The sequence below is a fragment of the Ulvibacterium sp. genome (assembly GCF_965228935.1).
Lineage (GTDB): Bacteria > Bacteroidota > Bacteroidia > Flavobacteriales > Flavobacteriaceae > Ulvibacterium.
In genome coordinates this window covers 4,912,778-4,936,512 of record NZ_OZ245846.1, presented here as the reverse complement: position 1 = coordinate 4,936,512, position 23,735 = coordinate 4,912,778, and the positions used below count along the sequence as shown (strand labels likewise).

Annotated in this window: 25 protein-coding genes and 1 pseudogene; 13 read left to right on the top strand and 13 right to left on the bottom strand. The window is 40.6% G+C overall.

Translation table 11 applies throughout. The features are described 5' to 3' along the window. Positions 1–15: 15 nt before the first annotated feature. Positions 16–867 carry a universal stress protein gene (locus ACO06Y_RS20715; RefSeq protein WP_422080951.1) on the bottom strand — a complete coding sequence of 284 codons (852 nt, stop codon included), beginning with the start codon at positions 865–867 and terminating at the stop codon, positions 16–18. A gap of 217 nt (positions 868–1,084) precedes the next feature. On the opposite strand from ACO06Y_RS20715, the gene ACO06Y_RS20710 reads away from it, so the two are divergent. The 5 genes and pseudogenes from ACO06Y_RS20710 to ACO06Y_RS20690 all read left to right on the top strand — a co-directional run. Beyond that, the gene (locus ACO06Y_RS20710; RefSeq protein WP_422080950.1) at positions 1,085–1,675 is read left to right on the top strand and encodes a CDP-alcohol phosphatidyltransferase family protein; all 591 of its coding nucleotides are present in this window, start codon (positions 1,085–1,087) and stop codon (positions 1,673–1,675) included. Positions 1,676–1,687: 12 nt separating this feature from the next. Further along, a complete protein-coding gene (locus ACO06Y_RS20705) occupies positions 1,688–2,191 on the top strand; it encodes an AAA family ATPase (RefSeq protein WP_422080949.1) in 504 nt (167 codons plus the stop codon). Then, positions 2,172–3,188 carry a hypothetical protein gene (locus tag ACO06Y_RS20700; protein ID WP_422080948.1) on the top strand — a complete coding sequence of 339 codons (1,017 nt, stop codon included), beginning with the start codon at positions 2,172–2,174 and terminating at the stop codon, positions 3,186–3,188. Before ACO06Y_RS20705 ends, ACO06Y_RS20700 begins: the two co-directional genes overlap by 20 nt. Before the next feature lie 96 nt (positions 3,189–3,284). Continuing rightward, positions 3,285–4,175 carry a universal stress protein gene (locus ACO06Y_RS20695; protein WP_422080947.1) on the top strand — a complete coding sequence of 297 codons (891 nt, stop codon included), beginning with the start codon at positions 3,285–3,287 and terminating at the stop codon, positions 4,173–4,175. A gap of 292 nt (positions 4,176–4,467) precedes the next feature. Next, a pseudogene (locus tag ACO06Y_RS20690) lies at positions 4,468–5,472 on the top strand (AI-2E family transporter); the annotation flags it as partial. 84 nt (positions 5,473–5,556) lie between these two features. Here ACO06Y_RS20690 and ACO06Y_RS20685 read toward each other — a convergent pair. The 3 genes from ACO06Y_RS20685 to ACO06Y_RS20675 are packed head-to-tail and all read right to left on the bottom strand — an operon-like array spanning position 5,557 to position 8,108. Beyond that, on the bottom strand, positions 5,557–6,540 hold the full coding sequence (locus tag ACO06Y_RS20685; protein WP_422080946.1) for an MlaD family protein: 984 nt from the start codon (positions 6,538–6,540) through the stop codon (positions 5,557–5,559). 3 nt (positions 6,541–6,543) lie between these two features. Next, entirely contained in the window at positions 6,544–7,329 is a 786-nt protein-coding gene (locus tag ACO06Y_RS20680; RefSeq protein ID WP_422080945.1) for an ABC transporter ATP-binding protein, read from the bottom strand. Further along, on the bottom strand, positions 7,326–8,108 hold the full coding sequence (locus tag ACO06Y_RS20675; RefSeq protein WP_422080944.1) for an MlaE family ABC transporter permease: 783 nt from the start codon (positions 8,106–8,108) through the stop codon (positions 7,326–7,328). The genes ACO06Y_RS20680 and ACO06Y_RS20675 overlap by 4 nt, the downstream gene beginning before the upstream one ends. 162 nt (positions 8,109–8,270) lie before the next feature. On the opposite strand from ACO06Y_RS20675, the gene ACO06Y_RS20670 reads away from it, so the two are divergent. The 3 genes from ACO06Y_RS20670 (at position 8,271) to ACO06Y_RS20660 (ending at position 10,280) form a co-directional block, all read left to right on the top strand. Next, on the top strand, positions 8,271–8,510 hold the full coding sequence (locus ACO06Y_RS20670) for a hypothetical protein (protein ID WP_422080943.1): 240 nt from the start codon (positions 8,271–8,273) through the stop codon (positions 8,508–8,510). 13 nt (positions 8,511–8,523) lie between these two features. After that, positions 8,524–9,447: a L,D-transpeptidase gene (locus tag ACO06Y_RS20665; protein ID WP_422080942.1), complete on the top strand. Its 924-nt coding sequence runs from the start codon at positions 8,524–8,526 to the stop codon at positions 9,445–9,447. A 131-nt stretch (positions 9,448–9,578) separates the two neighbouring features. Beyond that, positions 9,579–10,280, top strand: coding sequence for a DUF6503 family protein (locus ACO06Y_RS20660; RefSeq protein WP_422080941.1), 702 nt, complete (start codon positions 9,579–9,581; stop codon positions 10,278–10,280). Between the two features lie 105 nt (positions 10,281–10,385). Here the strand turns inward: ACO06Y_RS20660 and ACO06Y_RS20655 are convergent, their stop codons facing one another. Continuing rightward, the gene (locus tag ACO06Y_RS20655; RefSeq protein ID WP_422080939.1) at positions 10,386–11,474 is read right to left on the bottom strand and encodes a serine hydrolase domain-containing protein; all 1,089 of its coding nucleotides are present in this window, start codon (positions 11,472–11,474) and stop codon (positions 10,386–10,388) included. Between the two features lie 148 nt (positions 11,475–11,622). On the opposite strand from ACO06Y_RS20655, the gene ACO06Y_RS20650 reads away from it, so the two are divergent. Both ACO06Y_RS20650 and ACO06Y_RS20645 read left to right on the top strand, forming a co-directional pair. Next, complete coding sequence (locus ACO06Y_RS20650; RefSeq protein WP_422080938.1) at positions 11,623–11,991, top strand: GntR family transcriptional regulator; 369 nt, start codon at positions 11,623–11,625, stop codon at positions 11,989–11,991. Position 11,992: 1 nt separating this feature from the next. After that, entirely contained in the window at positions 11,993–12,886 is an 894-nt protein-coding gene (locus ACO06Y_RS20645; RefSeq protein WP_422080937.1) for a slipin family protein, read from the top strand. A gap of 87 nt (positions 12,887–12,973) precedes the next feature. Here the strand turns inward: ACO06Y_RS20645 and ACO06Y_RS20640 are convergent, their stop codons facing one another. From ACO06Y_RS20640 to ACO06Y_RS20620, 5 genes are all read right to left on the bottom strand, one after another. Beyond that, on the bottom strand, positions 12,974–13,465 hold the full coding sequence (locus ACO06Y_RS20640; protein ID WP_422080936.1) for a hypothetical protein: 492 nt from the start codon (positions 13,463–13,465) through the stop codon (positions 12,974–12,976). Between the two features lie 44 nt (positions 13,466–13,509). Further along, the gene (locus ACO06Y_RS20635) at positions 13,510–15,552 is read right to left on the bottom strand and encodes a DUF3857 domain-containing protein (protein ID WP_422080935.1); all 2,043 of its coding nucleotides are present in this window, start codon (positions 15,550–15,552) and stop codon (positions 13,510–13,512) included. Then, a complete protein-coding gene (locus ACO06Y_RS20630; RefSeq protein WP_422080934.1) occupies positions 15,521–17,347 on the bottom strand; it encodes a transglutaminase-like domain-containing protein in 1,827 nt (608 codons plus the stop codon). The genes ACO06Y_RS20635 and ACO06Y_RS20630 overlap by 32 nt, the downstream gene beginning before the upstream one ends. A gap of 219 nt (positions 17,348–17,566) precedes the next feature. Next, positions 17,567–17,950 carry a VOC family protein gene (locus ACO06Y_RS20625; protein ID WP_422080933.1) on the bottom strand — a complete coding sequence of 128 codons (384 nt, stop codon included), beginning with the start codon at positions 17,948–17,950 and terminating at the stop codon, positions 17,567–17,569. Between the two features lie 333 nt (positions 17,951–18,283). Further along, positions 18,284–18,817, bottom strand: coding sequence for a nuclear transport factor 2 family protein (locus ACO06Y_RS20620; RefSeq protein ID WP_422080932.1), 534 nt, complete (start codon positions 18,815–18,817; stop codon positions 18,284–18,286). Between the two features lie 20 nt (positions 18,818–18,837). Here ACO06Y_RS20620 and ACO06Y_RS20615 point away from each other — a divergent pair, with 20 nt between their 5' ends. Continuing rightward, complete coding sequence (locus ACO06Y_RS20615) at positions 18,838–18,975, top strand: hypothetical protein (RefSeq protein WP_422080931.1); 138 nt, start codon at positions 18,838–18,840, stop codon at positions 18,973–18,975. A 294-nt stretch (positions 18,976–19,269) separates the two neighbouring features. Here the strand turns inward: ACO06Y_RS20615 and ACO06Y_RS20610 are convergent, their stop codons facing one another. Continuing rightward, positions 19,270–19,974 (bottom strand): LytR/AlgR family response regulator transcription factor, encoded by a 705-nt coding sequence (locus ACO06Y_RS20610; protein WP_422080930.1) that lies wholly within the window; start codon positions 19,972–19,974, stop codon positions 19,270–19,272. A gap of 8 nt (positions 19,975–19,982) precedes the next feature. Further along, complete coding sequence (locus tag ACO06Y_RS20605) at positions 19,983–20,933, bottom strand: sensor histidine kinase (protein ID WP_422080929.1); 951 nt, start codon at positions 20,931–20,933, stop codon at positions 19,983–19,985. Between the two features lie 208 nt (positions 20,934–21,141). Here ACO06Y_RS20605 and ACO06Y_RS20600 point away from each other — a divergent pair, with 208 nt between their 5' ends. Then, on the top strand, positions 21,142–22,149 hold the full coding sequence (locus tag ACO06Y_RS20600; protein WP_422080928.1) for an alpha/beta fold hydrolase: 1,008 nt from the start codon (positions 21,142–21,144) through the stop codon (positions 22,147–22,149). A gap of 119 nt (positions 22,150–22,268) precedes the next feature. On the opposite strand, the gene ACO06Y_RS20595 is transcribed toward ACO06Y_RS20600, so the two are convergent. After that, the gene (locus ACO06Y_RS20595) at positions 22,269–23,042 is read right to left on the bottom strand and encodes a hypothetical protein (protein ID WP_422080927.1); all 774 of its coding nucleotides are present in this window, start codon (positions 23,040–23,042) and stop codon (positions 22,269–22,271) included. Between the two features lie 228 nt (positions 23,043–23,270). Between ACO06Y_RS20595 and ACO06Y_RS20590 the strand changes: the two genes are divergently transcribed. Further along, complete coding sequence (locus ACO06Y_RS20590) at positions 23,271–23,711, top strand: hypothetical protein (RefSeq protein ID WP_422080926.1); 441 nt, start codon at positions 23,271–23,273, stop codon at positions 23,709–23,711. Positions 23,712–23,735: the final 24 nt, after the last annotated feature.

Here is a 23,735-nt window from a genome sequence, read left to right as displayed (position 1 = left end):
GTTTTATGGAAAAGACTACACAACAACGTTCTTCTTGTGATAGCTCAATAGGGGTAAATGCCCTTCACTTTTCATACGTTTTACCAAGTCACGATGGCGAAGGCCTTTAATTAGGCTATGACCTTCCCGTTCCAGCATGGCGACCAAATCAGGCTCAATTTCATCCACATATTCCTGTAGTGTCAAGAAAACATCATCACCAAAAAGAAGTTCAAATCGGATGTTCTCATAGGCCACCTTATGACGCAACATCCTCCTGAACCATTCCATTTGGTCTTCGCTGGTATGACGGGGCTTTGTGGATACATGCACCAAGTGGATATCGGCCTCAAAAGGCTTTGCCAACTCAACCGTTTTTTCAATGGCGAAGATATCGGTGCCTTCAAAATCGGTGGCATACACCAATTTTCTAATGCCATGGAAATCGGCATCTTCGGGTATGGCTAAAACGGGACAGGGTGCGGAATTGATCAACGCGCTGGTCGTACTTCCCAAAATTACTTCCTTAATACGACTTCCACCCCTAGTCCCCACAACGATTAAGTTCACCTCCAGTTCTTTGGCGTTTTTGATGATAACTTCGGAGACGGGCTTTCCTTCGTCCACTTTCCACGTAATGGCCAAGGGTTGGTTTTCGTGTCTGAGATGTTCGTTACAAAAGGCAATCAGTTTTTCACGATGGTCCCCGAAGGCCCTTACTTCCTTTCGTGAATAGGTATAGGAGATGGTGCTGGCCAAGGTCAGGGGTAAATCAAATACATGAAGGGCCATCAATTCGGCATTCAGTTCCTTGCTCAATGCATATGCAAAATGCAGGGCCGCTACGGAATTCTCGGAATAGTCGGTGGCATATAGAATGGTATTCATCACTTCTAAATTTAGTATGAAGCTAAAAAAATGATGTCAAGATGAAAATGATGGGTATCAGTTTGGGAATAATTATCCGTATGATTTTGGTCATTTTGATTGAGGATTCCCTCGATTACTTTTAAACATGTTGACATTAATTGGGACGCCTTGGCGGGAGAATCCACCATCGCAGGGGCTCACCGTCAAAAAATTATATTAGAATCCAAAAATGAAAATGCCCACATTTAAAAATTTCAATATAGCCGATTGGTTTTCATTTTACCGCATCTTGGCAGTGCCTTTGTTGCTTTTGCTAATTTGGTTTGAGGAGCGAAGATTGTTTACCTGGTTTTTGCTCATAAGTTATAGTACCGATGCTATTGATGGTTATCTGGCCAGGAAATTGAAGATTACAAGTGCCAGGGGTTCGCAATTGGATTCCATGGGTGATCAAATTACCCTTGTATTGGGACTCATTGGGCTATGGGTCTTTGAAAATACATTTATCCGGGACAACCTGTTGCTTATCGCCATAGCGTTCGTACCCTATATTTTCCAAATGCTGATAGCTTTGAAAAAATATGGCAAGGCGACGGCCTTTCATACCTATTTGGCCAAGGTTTCGGCTGTGATGCAGGCCAGCTTTATTTTGTGGACATTGTTTTTTGGACCTGTGTATTGGCTTTTTTACGTCATGATAGTTATCGGGGTTTTGGAAACCATAGAGGAAATCACGCTTATTTTCATGTACGATGTTTGGGTGGAGGATGTGAAAGGCATTTATTGGGCATTGAAGGATAAACGGCGAGTTGAAAATACCACCTAAGACAAAAAAAGTATGGTTGTAATCGTCCTGGGCCTGCCCGGTTGCGGTAAAAGTTATTTCGCCCAAAGGCTGGCAAAAATGATTCATGCCGAATACGTTAATAGTGATCGGTTGCGAAAGGAAAATTTCAAGATGAGAATGTATTCGGAGGGGGAAAAGGCGAAGATCTATGATATGATGCTTCAAAAAATGAAGGAAGCCATCCGGTATCATAAAAATTTGGTACTGGATGCCACGTTCCACAAAAATGAAACTAGAAAACCTTTTGTTAAGCAGGCAAAGGAAAGCCTATTTTTTGTCGAGGTATGGGCGAAAGAATCCATTATCAGGGAACGATTAAAAAAGAAAAGGCCCTATAGCGATGCAGATTTTGAAGTGTATCAAAGTCTGCAACAGGAGTGGGAGTCTTTGGAGGAACCCCATTTGCTTCTGGAATCCACCAACGCGAATATCCATAGTATGCTTCAAAAAGCTGTACAATATCTTGGATGGAACAATGACAAAAAACCAGATTGATATCTTGCTGTCCAAAGGCGATTTTCCCGAGATTACAGGTCAACGGAAATTGGTCGAAACCCATATATCCTGGGTAATCCTATGTGATAGATTCGTGTACAAGATTAAAAAGCCTATCCGGTATTCATTCCTTGACTTTTCTACTCTTGAGCTCCGAAAACACAATTGCCATAAGGAAATTGAACTGAACCAAAGATTTGCAAAGGACATATACCTCAAGGTTTTGCCTGTCCGTAAAATACAGGACTCTTTGGCAATAGGAGGTACTAAAGGAGCCATTTTGGACTATGCGGTAAAGATGCGTAAAATGGATCCTGGAAGACAAATGGACGTACTCTTGACAAAGGATAAGGTAACATCGTTCGATATAAGAAACTTGGCCGAACGGATAGCTCAATTTCATGGGAACGCCAGGATTATTTATAAGAAAAATGTGTTGGATATCAAGCAAAGATTCAATGATTTGGAAGCGGAGAAGCAATTCCTGTCAACATGTTTCGGTACAAATAAAATTGGGGTTATTGACCATGCGATAGGAATTTCCGATACTTTCCTTGACAAAAACAAAAAGTTGCTGAAAAATAGGTTAAGCTCCGGTTTTTTTAGGGATTGCCACGGAGACCTGCATAGCCGGAATATCTTTTTATTGCCCACCCCACAGCTGTTCGACTGTTTGGAGTTCAATGACGATTACCGTTATATTGATGTACTGAACGAAGTCGCTTTTTTATGTATGGACCTGGAGGCCTTTGGTAAAAGAGAGTTGTCCAACCTATGTATTGAACACTATAATCTTAAGTTTCCGGCAATGGGGACACAAAAAGAGCGCAAATTTTTTGTTTATTATAAAGCTTACCGTGCCAATATACGGGCAAAGGTCAACAGTCTTCGTGCCAAGAGCGCATCGAATGAAAGCGCGAAAAGGAAGGCGCTTGCCGAAGTAGAACGATATTTGGCTCTACTGCAAGGTTATCTGGAATTGTTGGAGAACGGATAGAGATCATATCAACCTAAAAAAATGCACTTAAATGACCATGGTCATTTACGGATAGTCCGCTGTGACATAATTTTGTAGTACTAAAACATATCAGCAATGAAAACAGTACTATACGCTACGGATTGTACCCGGAATTCCGCTCCCGCATTGCGCTATGCGTACCGCCTTAGCAGTGCTATGGACGCTGAGTTACATGTTTTACATGTATACGAACTTCCTCCCGTTACAGTCGCCACGATACGACCTCCCAAGCAATTGGAAGAAAGGTTGCATCAAGAACAAAGGGAAATCGTTACAAATTATTGTAGCACCCATTTAAAAAATGAATTGTATTTAAATCCTGTAAAAATACAGGTTGTTGAAAGTAATTTTGTGGCAAAGAGTATTCTATCGGCCTCCTGGACTCTGAAACCGGATCTTATTATTGTGGGCATGAAGGATGAATATACCCTTAGAGGGATTTTTTCAGGAAACATTGCAAATGAGCTTCTGAATAAAATAGACATTCCTTTATTGGTGTTACCCAATTACATTTACTATCACGGGCTGTCTACCCTTATCTATGCCACGGATTTTGAGAAAGCCGATATTCACGCCATCGGTAGTTTGGTAAAAATTGCGGAGTGCTATGGGGCTCTCATTAAAGTGGTACATATACCCCTTAAAAACGAGTCCGATGCGGACCGGCATATGAAATGGTTTGAGCGTGAGCTAAGACAGCAAATATCGTATCCTGAAATTGTTTTCAGTATGTCCGAAGCCGAGGATGTGGAATCTGGCTTACATTCCTATATTCGAAAAGAACATGCCGATATGCTGGTGATGATGGAGCGTGAGCATTCTTCCATATATGATAGACTATTTCATAGGGATTTGGTGCGTACTATGGAAGGTGAGGTGTCCATTCCGCTATTGGCGTTCAACCAGAAAAGGATTCAACTGCAAATGCAGGAACAGGGAAGCGATTCATATTCCATTGCCCTTTAGCGTAGAATCTAGAGCTTTGTTTTCAAGAATGGGTCACGGCATTTATGGAGGTTCAACCGTAAAATCCCCAAATAGAAGGTCTACGGATGGCATGCTTTTAAATCAGCGACCCTAGAAAGACCCAATTGGCTTTCAGCCCTTTTTCAATAAGCCGAATGCAGCAGTACATGAAAAGATACACCATAAACCTTCCCAATGTTTTTTATTTCCTCGGTATAGTGGTTTTAGTGGTATACATACTTATAGCGGCTAAAATTATCCTTGTGCCGTTATGCTTTAGTTTTTTTTTGCATTAATGCTAAAACCTGTGGTTTCCGTTTTTGAACTTAAACTTCATAACAGGATATTGGCCATATTTGCCTCGTATCTTATTGCAGTTGTACCATTGTTGGCCCTTCTTTTCTTTTTCTTCAATCAGTCTCGGATCTTGTTCGGAAAGTTGCCGTCGGCCAAGGAAAAAATAAACAGCCTTATGGCTCAGTTCATGGATTGGCTGGATCAGGAATTGCGTTTGGATCCGGAAACTTCGTTGGGCTGGATTCCCGAAAATTTGAACGAGGCGATCGATATTCCCATGGGCCTGTTACAGGAAGGTTTCCAATCCGGTACCACAGTTTTGGCGAATATGGTATTGGTGGTCCTTATGACTTATTTTATTCTATTGTACCGGACCGCGTTTAAGAACTATATTTTGTCCCAGGTAAATCCCCAAAGGAGGGGAGCATTAGAACAGTTGTTCGGCGAGGTACAAAAACTTACCAAACGCTATATGATAGGGCAGGGGCTGGTTATTGTTATTCTGGGTGTTCTCATTGGTTCCGGTTTGTGGTTGATCGGTGTTCCATACCCATTTTTTTGGGGATTTTTGGCAGGATTTCTTGAAATTATCCCCTATGTGGGCACCACTATCGGCGGTATTTTACCTTTTACCTACATGCTGATGATTTCCGATACGCTATGGCAACCTTGGGCCGTATTGGGCTTGTATATTTTGGTACAACAAATAGAAGGCAACCTGATTTCGCCCAATGTTATGGGACCTAGTATTAAGATCAATCCTTTGTTCATCATACTTGGACTTTTTTTGGGAGGCATTATGTGGGGCATTTCCGGAATGATACTGGCACTGCCCATTTTGGCCATTTCCAAAGAAGTGTTCCGAAGTTTTGATGTCCTAGTGCCTTTGAGCTATCTAATGGAAGATGGCCTTTCAAGGAAATCCTCCATATTCACGGAGGAATTAGACCATGCCAAACATCGATTTTTTGCCTTTTTCCTTGAGGAAAGGCAAGAATAGCAAAAAAAGGCTTTTTACCTAGGATCGTAGCGCCTTAGTTATATTGAAATTGAATAATGGATATAGTGGTTTTGTTTGGAAGGATTATTCCTCTTGCTTGTCCTTTCTTTCCTGTTTTTCCAGCTTCCTAAAATATCCCCGGGTTAAAAAGTTATGTTTTAAGGCCTCCATATTCTGATTGAATCGTTCCACCCCCTGTTCCACATTTTGCATGGTACTTTGTAGTTGTGAGACCAAAGTGGTATCCGTTGCCAAATAACTCAAGGCTCCATTTCCATCCTTGATATCTCCGACCACCCTGTTGAGGTCTTTTGACATACCACTGAGTTCACTGCTCGAAGCTTCTAAATGTGCAATAATCCGCTGCATTTTAACCGCAGAAATGCTGTCGCTCAATAGCACGCCCATTACGCTTTCATTGGAATTGAATTTTTTGGCGATATCGTTAAGTTGACTTATGGTCGTATTCGCTCCAAAGCTAGCCTTCTTAAGATTGATCAACGTCCGTTGTAGATTATTGGCCATGAGGGTATCGTTCAATAACCGCCCCAAGGTACCCTCCCCTCTGTTGAGGGAAGCGGTAACCTTAAGTAGGTCTTGGGTAAGCTGGGCCGCATTTTCGTTGGTGACACTTAAAGTATTCAACATATCAACGGTGGCGATCTTGCTTATGGTAAGAATTTCATCACCGGATCGTATCAAGGGTGCCGTACCATTGCCTGGGACTACGTTTATGACCATACTGCCCACAAGTCCGTCGGACCCTATAGTGGCAATTGCATTTGTTTTAATGTGCTTTTGCATTTTTTCCTGTATCAACATGGAGACGCGTATGGCCGTATCGTTCCGCATTTCAATGCCACTTACCGTACCGATGTTGATACCCGCATACCGTACATTGTTACCTTTTTGAAGTCCGTTGACGTTCTTAAAGACCGCATTGATGGTATAGGTGTTGCCGAATAGATTTTGCTGGTTGCCAACAAGGTAGGCAGCAATTACCAACAAAAGGGTTCCTATAATGACAAAAATGCCCAATCTGATTTTTTCCGAAGTAGTCCTTTCCATGGTTTATTTTTTAAAAAATGCCTCCACCTTTGGATCTTTCGATGTTGTAAGTTCTTCATAGGATCCTTCGGCATAATTGATTCCGTCCACCAATAAGACCATCCGTTCCGAGATGACCCTGGCGCAATCCACATCGTGCGTAATTATCAAGGACGATGTTTCATACTTTTTCTGTACGTGTCGCATAAGTTCAATGATTTCCTTTGCCGTAATAGGATCCAATCCGCTTGTGGGTTCATCGTATAGAATAATTTTCGGCCTTAGGATCAAGGCGCGTGCCAAGGCTACCCTGCGTTTCATGCCCCCTGAAAGCTCCGAGGGCATCAAGTTCATGGTCTGGGCCAGACCTACACTTTCCAAGGCTTCCAGCACCAAAGGTTTGGTGTCCTTGACCATGCCCACTTTCTCGGTATGTCTTCTTAGCGGAAATTCCAGATTTTCACGTACGGTCATGGAATCATAAAGGGCACTTCCCTGAAATAGAAAACCAATATCGGAACGTAATGCATCCAAGGTTTCACGATCCAAGGTCTTTATTTCCTGTCCCATGACCGAAATGAAGCCTTTGTCCGGTTGGATTAAACCGACCAAACATTTGATCATGACCGATTTTCCGGAGCCCGATTTTCCCATGACGACCAAGTTTTCCCCTTGGTACAACTTTAGGTTGAACCCATTTAGGACATTATTATCGCCAAAACTTTTGTACAGGTCTTTAATTTCCAGCATTACCTTCCGGGTCTCGGTACTTTGTTCCTGTATCGGTATGTCCTTTTGGGCTTCGATCATAATTCATAAAAAATATCGGATATAAATACAGCTACAAAATCGATGACAAAGAGTAACATCGATGTAAAAACTACAGCCGTGTTTGCCGCCAAACCCACTCCTGCAGTCCCCTTTTTACAGTAATATCCCTTGTAACAACCCACTAGCCCAATGGCGAATCCAAAAAAGAAGGACTTAATGGTGGCGGGTATCAAATCGCCATAGGACAAGGCATCGAAAACCGTATTGAAATAGAGTTGGAAGGAAACATCACCTTTAAAATATTCTACCAAGGCCGACCCATAAAGGGCCACGGCATCACCTAAAATCACCAATAATGGAAGCATCAAGGTCGCTGCCAAGATTCGGGTAACTACCAAATATTTGAAAGGATTGGTGCCGGAGACTTCCATGGCATCTATCTGTTCCGTTACCCGCATAGAACCTAATTCGGCCCCAATGCCGGAAGCGATTCTACCTGCACATACAAGGGCGGTAATAACGGGCCCTAATTCCCTAACAATTGAAATACCTACCATATTGGGCATCCATGATTCGGCACCAAACTGGATCATTGTAGGTCTTGATTGTAAGGTCAATACCAATCCAATGATAAAACCTGTGACCAGAACCAAGGTCAGGGAGCGGTTTCCCATCTGATAGCATTGCCGCAGCAGTTCCCTGAATTCAAAAGGTCGTCGTAGGGTTTCCTTAAAAAAGCGCCCAGCGAAAAAGGAAAGCTCCCCGATTTCGATAAAGAACCGTCGTATTCCGTTGGGTACATGAAATACCTGTGCCATACTTCAATTTTCGTGGACATGTCCTACTCTAAAAGTAAAAAGCAAAGGGTTCATTCGAAATGACGGTGGTCATACGTGTAGTCGCTATCTAGAGTAGACTGATCCCGCTCATTTTTAATAGTTATGTAGCTGCTTAACTTTAGAAGGTAAACCGAGGGAATCATGCGAACTACATTTGAGTTTCAACCTATGAAATCTGGAATCAACGAAAGGGCCATTTTGGACAAGCTGTATAATCTACCCAATATCTGGAATACTACGCTAGATATGGATAATGCAAGTATTTCCTTTGAATACCTGACAACCAACGATTTGGAGGTCGTACGTAGGGAACTTTCTGAACTGGGATGTTCGGTGATTAACGATACGGGTCGTTTCGATACCCCAGAAAACCGTCCTTAAAACCACCCAAAAAATGAGCAATTGGCTAAAATTCACGATTATTCTAGCGCTGCTGATAAGGGTAGCTTTAGTAGGAACCATATCCAAAGATGGTTTTTTGATGGCTTATGATTTTTTGGAAACGGTTCAAAAACAAGATTTTCCGAAACAGGTTTATATAGAGAATACCGTTCGGATACGGGATTATTTTCGTTTCATGGATTCGTTGGTCGCCACCTATGAGGACCTAACAGAGTATCCATTATCGGAATACCTACTGGTAAGGGCCAACCCTTGGATTATCGATACTTTGGTAGATACGGATTATTATAGAATGGCGGCACGGGATTCTTTTGTATACGATCAAAAACAACTAATTGTATTACCCAAAGGGAGTGTATTGGGAATCCCTGATTCCCTATCGGGATGTAATCTCCTCCGGAAATTTGAAAATACCTATATCGACATAAATATTCCTGAATTCACATTACGGATCTATCAAGACTCCTCTCTGCTCTATACCTTCCCCATTAGGGTAGGGCAAAACAGGAAGCGTTATTTGGCCATGGGTGATAGGCTAACGGATCTGCGAACGAAACAAGGAAAAGGCATAATCATAAAACATGTAAAAGATCCCGATTTCTATAATCCCGTGGATGGCAAACAATTTTATTTCACCAAAAGGGATGACCAAAAAACGACCCTAATGCCCCAAATACCTTGGTTGGAAACCGAAATCGACGGAATCCGGAATGGACAGATGATACATCCTACCACAAACCCTGAGACCTTGGGAAAGTCGTATTCAAATGGATGTATCGGTGTTAGGGAAGCGGATGCATGGATCATCTATTACTATGCTCCAATCGGTACGCCTATAACCATCCGCTACCATTTAAAGGTCAGGGATGAAAATGGAAATGAAAAGGTTTTAAGGGATATCTATGGTCTCCTTTAATTGGCCAAAGGTGTTTTGTTTTGATCTAATTTTTGGTATGGGAACCTTATTTCTACGGACCTTTTCGCATTTTTTAGGCTTTTAGAGTAACACTATAAAAAACAAATCGTCCTTCTTTTAAAGACGATTTCATGAAAAAGACGTTCCTATTTGTTTTCCTAGTGAGCTCAGCCTTGCTCAATGCCCAGAATATGACCAACGAGCTTTTGGTAAAAAAGTCCGTTCAATATCATGATCCAAATGACGAGTGGCAGACCTTCAAGGGCCAATTCATTATCAAAAGCGAAAAAGAACCCGTGGAACTTACCTTGGACAATGCCTTGGGAATAGCCCACTGGAGCGAGGTGCTTAAAAACGGGGACACGCTTACCGGGGGCTTTGTACATAAGGACACCTGTATCGTCAGACGTAACGGGAAGGACATACCGCCCAAGGGAGAATTGGAAAATTTTTTTCTGGATTGTAAAAGTATAATTGAAAGGACCAATTACTGGATTTATATGTATGGACTTCCCATGAAATTGGATGACAACCAAGTCAATTTCGTGGGAAATCCGCAATTGACCACTTTTCAGGAAGAGAAATTATGGGTATTGAAGGTGAATTATAACTTGACCCAGTCCGAAGAATATTGGAAGTTTTATTTTGACCCTCGGACCTTCGCTCTAAGGATAGCCCAGTTTTTTCATCCGGCACTCCATCCGGACAGTGAGTATATCATTTACCATGAAATTGAAAAAATAAATGGTATCGTTATACCCACAAAACACTCCTGGTATCTATTTAATAAAAAAGAGTTTATAGGTTCTGAAAAACTCATAAAAAAACAGTGATGTTATCCCGTATCTGTATGATTGGAAGGTTTTGTGGTTTTTGTGGTCCGCATGCCCCATTTCCCCTTCTTTTGGCACAATTTGGGAATTATATGCTGTAAAACCTTAAAAAATAAGGTTTTCAATTTTATTACTTACCGTTCTATTGGCTTCCCCGCCGCTTTCGATCTCACCACAATTCGTTAAAATTAAAATGGCCACATCTTCATCCACGAACCATCTGATTGCACTATTATGTCCAAATGATTCCCCGCCACGCGACCATATTTCCCTGGTCCCTCTTGATGTAGTCGTCGTATACCAACCATATCCAATACCTATACCACTTTCCAGCGTTAGATGTGGGCCGAACAATTGATCCAATGACTCTTTAGTTAGGATTTGAAAAGTAGTTAGGGCCCTAAAATAGTTTTTTAGATCCATAATGTTGGTTGTAATGCCCCCAGATCCCCGGTAGCCCCAATTTGGGTATAGATTGCCGGGCGGGAATTTTTTCTGTTTTTGTGCAAACACGTCCTTATCCTGTTCGTTGGCCTCGAACCAAAAATCCGTGTTCTCCATTGTGGCCTTTTTAAATAGGTTTTCCCGCGCAAATTCTTCGTAAGGGATTCCCGATAGTTTCTCGATAATAGCCGAAGTTAACCAATAACCGGCACTGGAATATTTAAATTCACCTTTGGGCCCCAAGGGTCTTGTATACAAAAGTTCCAAATTAGCTTCCCTTTCGGTTGCCCCATAGGTCTCATATGCATTGCTTAAGCCCGAGGTATGAACAAGCATGTTATGAATGGAAATGTTCCCAAAATGCATCAGACAATTTTCATTGAGCATGGATAGCGAATCGGATGTTTTGAGGATTCCTTTTTGTTGAGCCACCAAGGTCAGTACACCGGTAATTCCTTTGGTGGTGGAAGCCAAATAGAATTTGGTAGAGGGCCATATTGGGTAGCTTTTTAAAGAGTCTGTCCAACCATAGCCTTTCTGAAGAACAATTTTATCATTGACGGAAACAACTACGGACCCTGAAAATCCGATAGCGATTTCTTGCAATAGTAGGGAATCAATACGTTTTCCCAATCCGTCTTGAATAATGGTGAGCTTGTTCGAATGTGGGTGATATGGATTTATATGGGGTTTTTGCTTGCATGAACCAAGAATGACAATAAATAGCACTATTACCAGATTTCCTTTCATCGTCCTTTTGGCTTTGATCCAATTTACAAATTAAATCACTGGTCTTGGTTTTCTATGGCCAATGTGGTATTTGCACAATACGTTAGGTAAGGTAAGAATTTTATTGTATGTTTGTACTATATGTATAGTACAATAGTTTTATAGTATAATGATCAAGTTTAGATTGGACCCCAAGACCGGAATTCCATTTTATAGGCAAATTATAGACCAGATTAAATTTGGTATTGCTTCGGGAAACTTGAAAACAGGCGAGCAACTCCCTACGGTTCGGTCTTTGGCCGTGGATTTGAAGGTCAATTTAAATACGGTAGCCAAAGCCTATAGGGAACTGGAAATTCAAAATATACTGGAAACCCATCAGGGTACGGGTACTTTTATCAATGAAAACAAAATCAGGATATCGGCGAAGGAAAGGGCACAAAAACTAGGCGAAATATGCAACGAGTTTTCTTCCATCGCTTATAGCTATGGGTTTACCATAGATGAGATAATCGATCAACTACAAAATCAAAAATAATATGAAAGCGAAAACCAAAAAATTTTGGAACCCCATTTCCGCGACCGTAATGATAGCCACATCAAGTATATGCATTACGCTTTACTACTTTGACCTGGTCAACTCCCAACAGTTAGCCTTCCTATTGTTGACCTGTTTGTTAGTGGCAAGATCTATCCATATAGCCGATCAGTGGGAAAAAGCGGTCGTTTTAAGGATGGGAAAGTTCCGGGGCCTGAGGGGGCCTGGGATTTTTTTCATTATTCCCATCATCGATCAAATAGACAAATATATTGATCAGCGCGTCCGGGTCACGGATTTTAAGGCCGAACAGACCTTAACGAAAGACACGGTTCCGGTGAATGTGGATGCCGTAGTATATTGGACGGTCTGGGATGTTGAAAAGGCCGCCCTGGAAGTACAGGAATATGAACGGGCCATTTTCTATATCGCCCAGACGGGATTGCGGGATATTATAGGGAAACACGAGTTGGCGGATATTCTTCAGGAAAGGGAAAAGATTGCGGAGGATCTACAAAAGGTTTTAGATCACAATACGAATCCCTGGGGGATTACTTGCCAAACGGTTGGGATAAAGGACATCATCATTCCCCAGGTCCTGGCGGACGCCATGAGCAAAGAGGCCCAAGCAGAGCGCGAGCGCAGGGCAAGGGTGATTCTTGGAACGGCCGAAACCGAAATCGCCCATAAGTTTTCAGAGGCCAGTGAACGCTATAAAAAGAACCCAGTAGCGTTACACCTTAGAGGGATGAACATGTTGTTTGAAGGTTTAAAGGAAAAGGGATCCATGGTCATTGTACCAAGCTCGGCATTGGATTCCATGAACCTTGGGGCCGTGGGCGGATTGGTATCCCTGTCAAAAGGGAACGAAGAAGAACTTTCGGCCCAAGGATAACTATTCCGTAATCCCTCATTTTTGATTACTGCTGAATGCACATCTTGTATTTTGTAATTCCTAGCCTTCATGTGTAGTGGATAGCACTCATTGTACCCTTAAAAAAGTCAGGGTGCCTATACAGTTTGCCGTATCGTTACAAGGACCGTAATCAAAGGTCAACGAATTGCCGTTTCCATTCAAGGTAATTTCAACGGTTTCCGTCCAACTATCGGTTGAAAGTCCCAATTCCTCCACGGTAGCAGAAAATCCAGAAATGTCATTGTTAAGGTAAATATCGTTTCTATCCATGGTCAACCTATTTCCGCTGAGCGAATAATTGCCGGTCGCCCTGTACCGATAACCAACGACCTGGTTTTCTGTTATATCCTCTACGCTGTTCAAGACTTCGAAGGTATCGGTTTCAAAAAATTCATAGGAAATGGTTTCCCGCAGTTCGGTTTGGGCCGGAAAAGGTTCCAGATGCCAGATGCCGATGAGATTTTCACTCTCAATTCTTGGATCACCTTCAGTACCGGGATCATCATCGGAACAGGCAGTAAAAAGAAGCAAGCAAGGGAGCAACCATAAATTTTTCATAGTGTTGTTTACCACTAGATGTCAGTATCCCTGTAAAGGTTGCTTCAATTACTTGGTGAATTGTGGTCTTTTACCTTTACGATTATGCGCTTATTCTTGATTTCCTGTAACAATTGATTTATTTTTTTCAAGTGTCCGTATTCATCTTTAGGGATTACTTCCCTATTGATTTCATAGTTTGATTGTAGTGTGACCTGATTTTTCCCAACCAATTCCAATTTGAAAAAGTATTCTCCATAATCATTTTTAAAATCGATGTTGTACCCATCAATATCCAGTACTTCAATAGTATTTGGAAATTTAAACATTGCCATCAGATAATCTGAATACCCATAATCGAGATAATAGTTAAGATCGGCGGTGTCCTGTTCGGTTTCAATTTGATTATGTTGAACCAACTTATCCAGAGAAATACTCACCATATTACCGGTTAAAAAAGACATGGCACCGTTAAGGGTTCCCTCAGCTTCCATGGCAAAACTAAAGGGTTTAACATTCTTAAAGGTAGTTTTGGTAACCGTATCAATCTCTATTAAATCCTCATCACCCTCATATTCTCCCAATGCATCATAAAAATCGCTTACTTCTTCATCTTGTGCCAATAGCTCAAAAAAGGCCTTCAACTCTGTATATAATCCCCCGGACATGGAAAATCTATACTTAACCGGTGTTTCTTTTTTTTCCAAATTCACATTACTGTAAAAAACTTGTTTTACATAATTATGATTCGAACTCGTTCCGGGTAGTTTCACCATGTTTACCGTAACTGAATCCGCTACGGCCAGTTCGAGGTCATAACCAATGAACCTGTCCTTTTTCTTAATTTTTTTTGTCAAATAGGGCTTAGCGATAACGGCATCGGTATTATAAATTGAAGTCGGGATTTCGTTAATTTGATATTTGTAGTAGGCTTCGTGTGGATAAAGTAGGTTCATAACACCTTTCTCATCGTTATAAGCAAAAAATATATGATCGTATTCTCCTTTTCTGATGTAATAGGGGTCTATTTTTCCGGCACGCTTGCTTCTGGCGAACACGGCCCAATATTCAATCTCCAAATCCTCTAACAATTGCCTATACAACCTACGTATACCAAGCGGGTTAAAGCGTTTTTCCTTTAGAAAATAACCGTTGGATTTCAACAATTCGTCTTTGTTGGGTGGTTCCATCTGGATATTGTTCAGGACATCCTGGTGCAAAAGGGTGAATTTATGGTATTTACTACTGTCTTTGGCTTCACCAATAACATTCCTTTTCCACCTACTATAATAAGATGAGTTTTCTTTATCCAACGAAACGGGCTGTGTAATAAGATTGAATTCCTGATTATATACGTCCTTCCATTTTCTAAATTCACTATCCCGCTTTTCCATGGAATAATACATGTATGGTAATTCACAGGGTATGCAGGTATTACTGTTTTCCTCCAGCCCCTTGATTTTTTCCATTTTAAACAAGCAATAGATCAAAGTATCATTTGTTATTACTTCAGGTTCGGGAAACTTATTGTATACCTTATACCTTACTAGAAGTTCAGGATCGGATTTAATGGAATATTCTGTGTTAAGGCTTGGTACTTCCGCATATAAATTCACGAAATCCGTCATCTCGGGTACTTTAACATATTCTCTATAGGTAAAGGAAGTTTCAATAGTATCTCCAGGCTCTACACCTGGAATAGGATAGTTTATTGCGCCTAATTTCTTGTCTCCAGACTTTGTTTGAAACACTTTACTGGAATCCAGTTCTATAACTGTGCCATCTGCTTTTAAGGTCTTGACCCCAATCTCATATATTTTATTACTGATATACTCGCTCAAGTTTAAGTAGGCAAACCTATCTACCCCGGTGCTATTATTGACCACTAATTTGTTGTTTATGGAGACATATCTTCTGTAGCTTCCCCATGTTTTGGTGTAGGCAACATCGGTGTAAGAATGCTTTAGATAGGCATCTGATTTTTTGCAATAGTCTAGAAAGGCGGAATCAGGAATGCTATCATTCGCTAAAATGCCTATTGGCAGCGAAATGAATACGTAGAAGGGAATATACTTTTCAACCTTTTTTCTTAATAACAATAGGGTCATTCATAATGTTTTTAAAGGATGTCAAAATCTTGTTTATCGCTTTAGAGTTTTCCTGGTCGACGGAATCGTAATCACATTCAAATTCATATTCAACCTCTATAATGGAATCGTATGGATTAGTAATTCTTAATGTTAGGGAAACTCTTTCGTCGGAAGATATGTGTTCAATTGGTTCGAAAGCCTCAAAGACTTTGTCCATTTCAATTTTTAAAAGTACTCTTTTACTTAAGTTGCTTCCTAAGTGGGTTCCTTCCAGCAGTTCACCCCTTTCCTGGGTTTCAAAGGGTCGGGGCAAAAAATCAAGAAATATGACTTGGCTTTCCGCATCATTGAATATTTTTCCATCTATCGATAGCTTTCCTTTTGCGGCAACCACGTTGGTTTTAGGAGTTATACTGAAATCTTCGATTGACTGATTGCCAAAAACCGATTTGAAATACTTTTCTATTTTGGTATTTGTCTTTTTCTCGTCCAAGTGTATGAACCTACGTCTTAAAAAATTACTTGAAATTCCATTATAACTTACTTCAAATCTACCCACCATCATTTTATCCGAACCTTCCTTTAATTCTATGTCATAGTCAATTAAATTCTGTTGGGGGGTAAATCCCTGTACTTTGTGCCACTCTCCACCACTTGAATTAACAATCAGTATTGAACGATTTTGTATGCTTTGAACAGGTGTTTTTGGAGAGTGAATTGGGTCTGTCGGATCCAAAACAATTGGGATGTCATCTAAGTATGCCAAGCATACTACATGATTTGCAGAACTTAATGACGGAAAATCACAATCGCTAATATGATCATAGGTGGCAGCAAGTGCAATATGACTATTTATTCCCTTGTAGTTCAAAGCTTCCGAAAGAAAGTTTGATAGATCCTTGCAATCCCCCTCCTTGTGTGAAAATACCTCGTTGGCGTGAGTGGGAATAAAGGCACCCATTCCTATTTCAATGGCCACATATTTAAAATTATTCTTAACATAATTATATAGAATGTTGAGTATATCCGAAGGTTCTGATTTTCCTTTGGTAAGTTCGTCTATCTTACGTATCACTATTGGATTTAATCCTCTTTTCGCTTGTACTTTTTGCAGATACCAGTCATTCATATATTTCATCGCATCGCGTTTGTATGAAGCAGGTACGACAAGGGTTCTCATCAAAGGCGATTTCTTGTTTCGATAAATTCCAAAAAACGCCAAGGGATCAGGTTCTATCCTTTCCGGAACAACCTCAATATTCCATTTGGTCATACTATCCGTACTCACGGAATCGATGTTCAAATATTCGAGTGATTCCTTATATATTGTATTATGAACGAACTGGAAGGTGTTAGGGACCTTTATCTTGTACTTTAATGTATCCACTTCGTTATATGAAAAAAAACGAAGATCTGAAAAATACATCAGCTCGTCACATTCAACGGAATATGATATTTTTGACTCGGATCCTGGGGGAATAATGACTGTTTTTACTTTTTTGCTCGCAATGTATTCGAGTTCTACATCATCTTCTATAATGACTTTATCCTTTATGGGTTTAAAGCGTTTTCCCTTTTTGGAATAGACCTGTATATCGGATATTTTTTCAAGTTCGGCATCGTAGAAAATTGGATATAAAACTTCTTGTTCACTTTCTTTTATCACCGCACTTACATGTTTCACAAAAGAGGTGTCGTTTTTTATTATGATATCCTCTAATTTATTCTCTATGGATATATTCTGAGCGACTCCCTGAATTGAGATGACAAACAAGGAAAGTGAAAAAAAAGACTTGATAGAGGAACTTCCCAAGAACTTAGCTATTCAGATAGTTAATTATTCGAAGTAAAATTACAAGAACAAATACAATTTTTTGACATGACCAACTATATTTTCTCGATAAATAGTGAAAGAAAAGACATGTCTATAATGGGTTAAAAATCATGTCCTAGGCATACTTCGAATAAATCCTTTATTTGAATTTTGACAAACCTGGATCTTGGTTTTGCCTACTAAACCTGTCTAATGGTATTACGAATTCTGTATTCTCCAAGGTGGATTCCGTCTGTTTTCTCCACCGTAAAAGAGTACCAATTGATTTCCGTCTGGATCCTTGAGTCTGGCTTCCCGCCATAACCATGGTTGGTCGGTAGGCTCCAAATCAAATGCAATACCGTTCCCCTTGATGCGGTCTACCTGTTCATCCAGATGCTCACATTCAAAATACACAAATATACCCGCACCTTCTGGTAATTCTTCCGTCTGATGGATTGAAAAGGTGGAGTTTCCATCGGGACATTCAAATCGTGCATAATGCGGAAGGGATTCCACGATCAATTTTAGTCCCAGCTTTTCATAAAACGGGATGGATCGTGTCAAATCCAACGAAGGAACGGTTATTTGGTTGAGGTTCATAGGCTATCAATCGTTTATTTGACCATTGGAGGACATTTCTTTTAGGGCGGGAGTGTGCTCCACGTAACAACAAAAGTCAACTTTAACCGAATGTACTCCAAAGATCTCGTATATAAGCAGTAGCGGATTTTATGCAACTGCTTTTCGGATAATAATATACTTTATTTAAATGAAAAAACGATTCGAGTTGATACTCAAACCGCCCTTGCCTGTACCTATTGCTAGCCTTTCGTTACTTTTTTAGATTCCTGAACAAGAAAAAGTCATCCATACATCCATAAAACACCTATTTACTAGTATTTATGGATTGCATTTAAATGCCAAAACCTGATTTTAAGGAAAGTATACAAATGATTTAAGTACGATTTTCCATTCGCCATTGATTTTCTGCATCTCTAAGCAGTCGATATAATAACTTTTCTTGCGGGGTATTTTTACGGTGGCAATAGCGAGCTTGGAATCGATTATTTCCAAATTTTGAATTGTATAGCCGCTACCAAAGCCATCATCAGGTTTAACGCTGTTGGCAAGCTCTAACAATGTCATTGATTTCAATTGTTCCGACGCTCCATTTTTGTCCACCCAAAGTACTACGCCTGCTTCCAAATCAAAAGTTTTTTTGAGCAATTCAATGTTACCGAAGCGCCAGCCCACTATATAATTCTCTATTGCTTGTTCTATATTTGCTCTATCACCTTTTTGTGCCATTAGATCCAATGGGCAGAAAAGCCCTAAAATGAGGGCGAGATAAAACATGGGAAAAAATTCACGAATCGTGTTCATTGGATTTTTTTTAGCTATCAGTTCGATTGCAAAATATCTCGTTTCTCCTATCTGTTTTATTTTAATGCAGACCAACTTGTTCATATGGATGTAAAAATACATCTATGTATTCCCAAATCGGAGGTCTCAACTTGATAGAAAATCCCCCTATGCCCCAAGCATCTGTACGAAATAGTTCTAGTGGCATCAAGTTTTCCTCAGGTTTTGGAAATGTGGGTCACTATCTATTGGAATATACCTAACAAAGTACAGTTTCTCTTCGGTTTTTTTAACGCATCCGTTTTGGAGGTTCCCAAAACTTTTCCACAAAGGGTAGGTAGAATACAAACATTTTTAGTTTTTGAATCTCTTTCCAATCCTATTGAAGCAATTGATGATTTTGGGTCTTATACGCTGTATTCATTGAATCCTGTGAATGTTTCCTATACATTCCTAAACTGTCCAATGCTACTTTTGATTTCTAAACATTTTATCAATATAAGTGTATGAATAAAAGTAGTTTACGTATACTTCATGGTATGGATATACATAAACTATTACTTTCCACCCAATAAATGGTGAATCCTACTCCGATAAGTCTGACCAATAGGAATTTTATGTTCGTTTAGAAAGATTTGATTTCCTTGTATGCGTTTAATTTTATCTATAGCCACCAAGAAGGATTTATGTACGCGAAGAAAATTACCTTCTGGCAACAAACGTTCCAGGGTTGAAATTTTCTCATGACTTAGTATCATTTCCTCGGTTAAAAAAACCTTTGTGTAATTTCCATAGGCCTCAATAAATAGAATAGTATCGGTGTGAATTTGATGGTATTTTTTATCCCCTTTCAAGAAAAAACGGCTGTTCTCCAAGCTAAGGTTTCCGGGAGATTTCGCTGAGCCTGCTTGTTCCGATGCATTGACTTTATTAACTGCCTTTAAGAAACGCGGAAACGAAAAAGGCTTCAACAGATAATCCAGTATATCCAATTCGTAACCCTCTAAAGCATATTCCTTATACGCCGTAGTCACGATGATCTTAGGAGGCTTTGGTAACGTTTTTAGCCACTCGAAGCCCGTCATTTTAGGCATATTAAGATCCAAAAAGATTAAATCTATTTTTTCACGGGTAACTATCACGGAAGCTTCCATGGGATTATAGGCGTTACCGATTTTTTGTAAGTGGGGCAATTCCGCGCAATAACCTTCGATAATGCGATGTGCTATGGGTTCGTCGTCAATAATGCAATAGGTTATCATTACTGCGGTTATGGGTTTGGGACTAGGTTCAAACGGGCTCTATATATGCCCTCTGTTTTTTCAATCTTCAATTCATGTCGATTCGGATAGATATGCGCCAAGCGTTTCTTCAAATTATCCAGCCCGATGCCTGCGTTTTCCTGCGGAGCGTTGGGTTCATAGTTATTAGCAATGGTAAAAAGAATCTGATTGTCCAGCGTTTTTAGATCTAAATGGATATAGGCGTCTTCCGTTAATGGTTCAACACCGTGCTTCAACGCATTTTCCAATAAAATAATAAAAAGCAATGGGGCAACTTTTAAACCTTCCCGGACATCATAGTCAAATCGAATTTCAACTTCTTTTTGATAGCGGATTTTATGTAGTTCGATGTAGTTTTCGAGATAATTGATTTCATCCTTTAACAACACGAAATCTTCCTTTCCCTGGTAGATGGTATACCGCATCATATCGGACAATTTCAAAACTACCTCTGGGGCTTTCTCGGATTTTTCTACGACCAAACCATAAAGATTATTCAACGTATTGAAGAAAAAATGAGGATTGATTTGACTTGTCAACAAAGCCAATTCTGCCCTTGCCTTATCCGCCTTTAGCATTTTCAACCAGCGCCATTGTTCATATCCCCATAAAGCCACAAATACGGGAATGGGAAGGAGCATGAAATTTATCAAGTTCAGGCGATAATTTTCTACCTGATCAGGTGCCGTATTAAAGAAGAAAAAATGATAGGCGAAAACCAATCCGTAAACGGAAAGAATGGCAATCCGATATTTTTTGAAAAATTCGGGCAAAATAAGGTAGGCAATACCCAACCAGAACAGAATCAGCAGCGGAACGGTAACAGGATTGTTCCAAATACCGGTATAATGGGGTATAACAAGCATTACCGCAAGGAAAATAACAAGGACTCCCCCTTTGATCAACGCCTTATGATTTTTTTGAATAAAACCGTTCATAATACAAACTTAGCATTATTGATACGCGTCTTATAATCTCTTTGACCAATACAACGCATTTTGGGTCGAACACTATGTTTTTTTGATCGAATCGTATTGATCCGCGATTTACCTAAATGTGTATCGTTTTTTAGTGGGTTCATCAAAAGAATTTCAAGATGTTTCCAAGTGAATCTAGGTTTGGACGGAATTAACGAAATACCGAACTATGATACGGATGATCTTGAAGATATTAAAATGGATTGGCTTGTCGATTACTTCACTACTACTGTTACTTATTTTGGTAGGATTGGGCTTTCGACTGTTTAGGGACAGACCGGTACCTCCTGGAAAACTTGTCGATATTGGAGGTTTCAAACTACATGTCCATAGTACCGGGGAAAAAAACGATAAACCCACCTTCGTCATTGAAGCAGGGGCAGCAGGGCATAGCGAATACTATCATTGGCTGAGTGAAGGGCTTAAGGATAGCATGCGTGTGGTACGTTATGATCGCGCCGGGATTGGTTATAGTGAATTAAGCGATACACCACGGGACCCTGAAACCGTTGCGCGCGAACTTCACGCTTTATTGGTAAGGACAGGAGAATCACCACCCTATATCATGGCCGGTCACTCCCATGGGGGACATTACATCCGTGTATTTAAAAAATTGTATCCGAACGAAGTGGCCGCCTTGGTTTTTTTGGATTCCGGGCATCCGGATGAACGTGAACGACTGCCCTGGCCGCCTTCCTCGGGTTGGTTAATGCCAGCGTTATACGCTGGAGCCGTTTTAGGGGATTTAGGGGTCTTGGATTTATATGTGACAATTTTCGGGAATGCTATCATGCGGGCACCAGGGGTACCCAAGGAAATTACCGATCGTTATCACGACTACTTTGTAGACGGAAAATATCTTTGGGGTTCCATAAAAGAAGAAGAGTGGCATATCGCATTGGAAGAAATGTCCAAAAGAATAATGGTAACGGATACCTTACCGATAAGGGTTTTTGCCGGAACCCATATCAACGAGAAAGCCCTCAGGAAAATGGGTATGAACCCGAAAAAGATGGGGACCAATCGACGAAAGATGCAGGAAGAAATGGCCTCTTTTTCTAAAAACGGCAAGGTATTCTTTATGGATGGGGGCCATTTTACCATTTTTATCCAAAAGGAAAATGCGGATATTATTTGTAAAGAGATCATTCAACTTTCGGAAGAATTACAAAACTGAAAAGGTATTTTCGTTTGGAAGTCCGAACAAATTGAATGAAACGAGTATAGGGTTGCAAAGGAAAAAACGTAAGAACAAAAACCCTTTTTATGCTAAGTTGCCGATTAGGTGTGAATCTCCTAGTCGCAGGTTTCCTTAACACTAAAATTATCCGCTTGGGACAGTGCCTCGTTTTCGGAAACACCTTCTTTATGAAGCAAAATCCGGTCTATGGCGTGAAAATCCGAACGGGCCGCGATTTCCATGAGATACACACCGGGTAGATCGAAGGTTACGTAAATATCATGGGCGTCGTGGTCCGAAGTCCGGGCCTGCCATTTAAAAGCGTTGTCATCACCGCTCCGGTATACCTTGAACCAACCATCTTTTGAGGCCCCGTTGGGATTGGGCTCCTTCCCGGAACCATCGGGATAGACCCTGCTACCGCCATCTTTCATTCCAAAGAAGTCCTGGGCATCGGGAAAACGCAACCAGGAATCATTGTGTTCCGTTCCATTGTCTCCTTTTCGGTAGGACGAATGCCATGTGAATCGATAGGTGCCGATATCACTGACCCTAACAGGAAAGCTTGCCATTCCATTACCTGGATTGCCCATACTGGCATCACCCTCCCATTGCATATAGCCGTCACCAGAAACATCAGCTGCATCATTTTTCAACACCCAACCTTCCGGGAAATTATTGTCTTCAAATTCAATGGATATGATACCGTCCTTTTCCTCAAAAACGAATCCGACCGAACTAGGACATTCATTTCCAGGTTCTTTGGGTTTTTGCCCATCCTCCTGTTCCGTATTATCTCCCGTTAGCTGTTCTTCCAAGGAGGCCTCCTCATTGCTACAGGACGGGAAAGCAAACACGACAATCAAGCATAGGATAAGTACGGTTCTCATGATTTGGATTTTGACTGGAAAACGCCAAAAGCGAAATCCATATTGTCCAGGCATGGGAACATTCGATGAAATTCAGTCTAAAAGAAAGGGGGTTACACGACTATTCGTTAAAACCAAGTGGACCATCCCCTATTATTTGAATTTCTTTTTTTAAGTTAAAAACGATTCGTTTAAAGCAACCTCCAAGCCCTCCATGTATCTATTGGGTAATGGATAATACACTTCAGTATGCGGCTCTTTTTCCTATCGCTTTTTATCCTCTTCCTTGCTTCATGCGAAAAGGAATCTCAAAATGAGAATTCTTTTGGAACGTGTGAGGCAGATGGAACTGTTACCGATGTCCAACGTACCGCTGCTAAATTGATAGGAACTTGGAGATGGACAAAAAGCGACTGTGGATTTTGTGCCAATCCGGGGATACGTGAAGCCGACAAAAATATCATGGTCAGTTTTGCCTCTGATGGAACATTTTCGGTAAGGGAAGATTTAGAAACCATAGAAGAAGGGACTTGGGAGTTTTTGGAATCATATGGAGGGTTCTTCGTATCTGTTGAACCAAAAAATACAGCGTATTTAAATGGCTCGATCCGTGTTTGTGATACGGAACTAATTTCGGACGCACGCCCTTGGGATGGAGCTGGATTTTTATTCATTAAGGTAAACCCATAAACTACAGTCTTACCTGAGTACGTC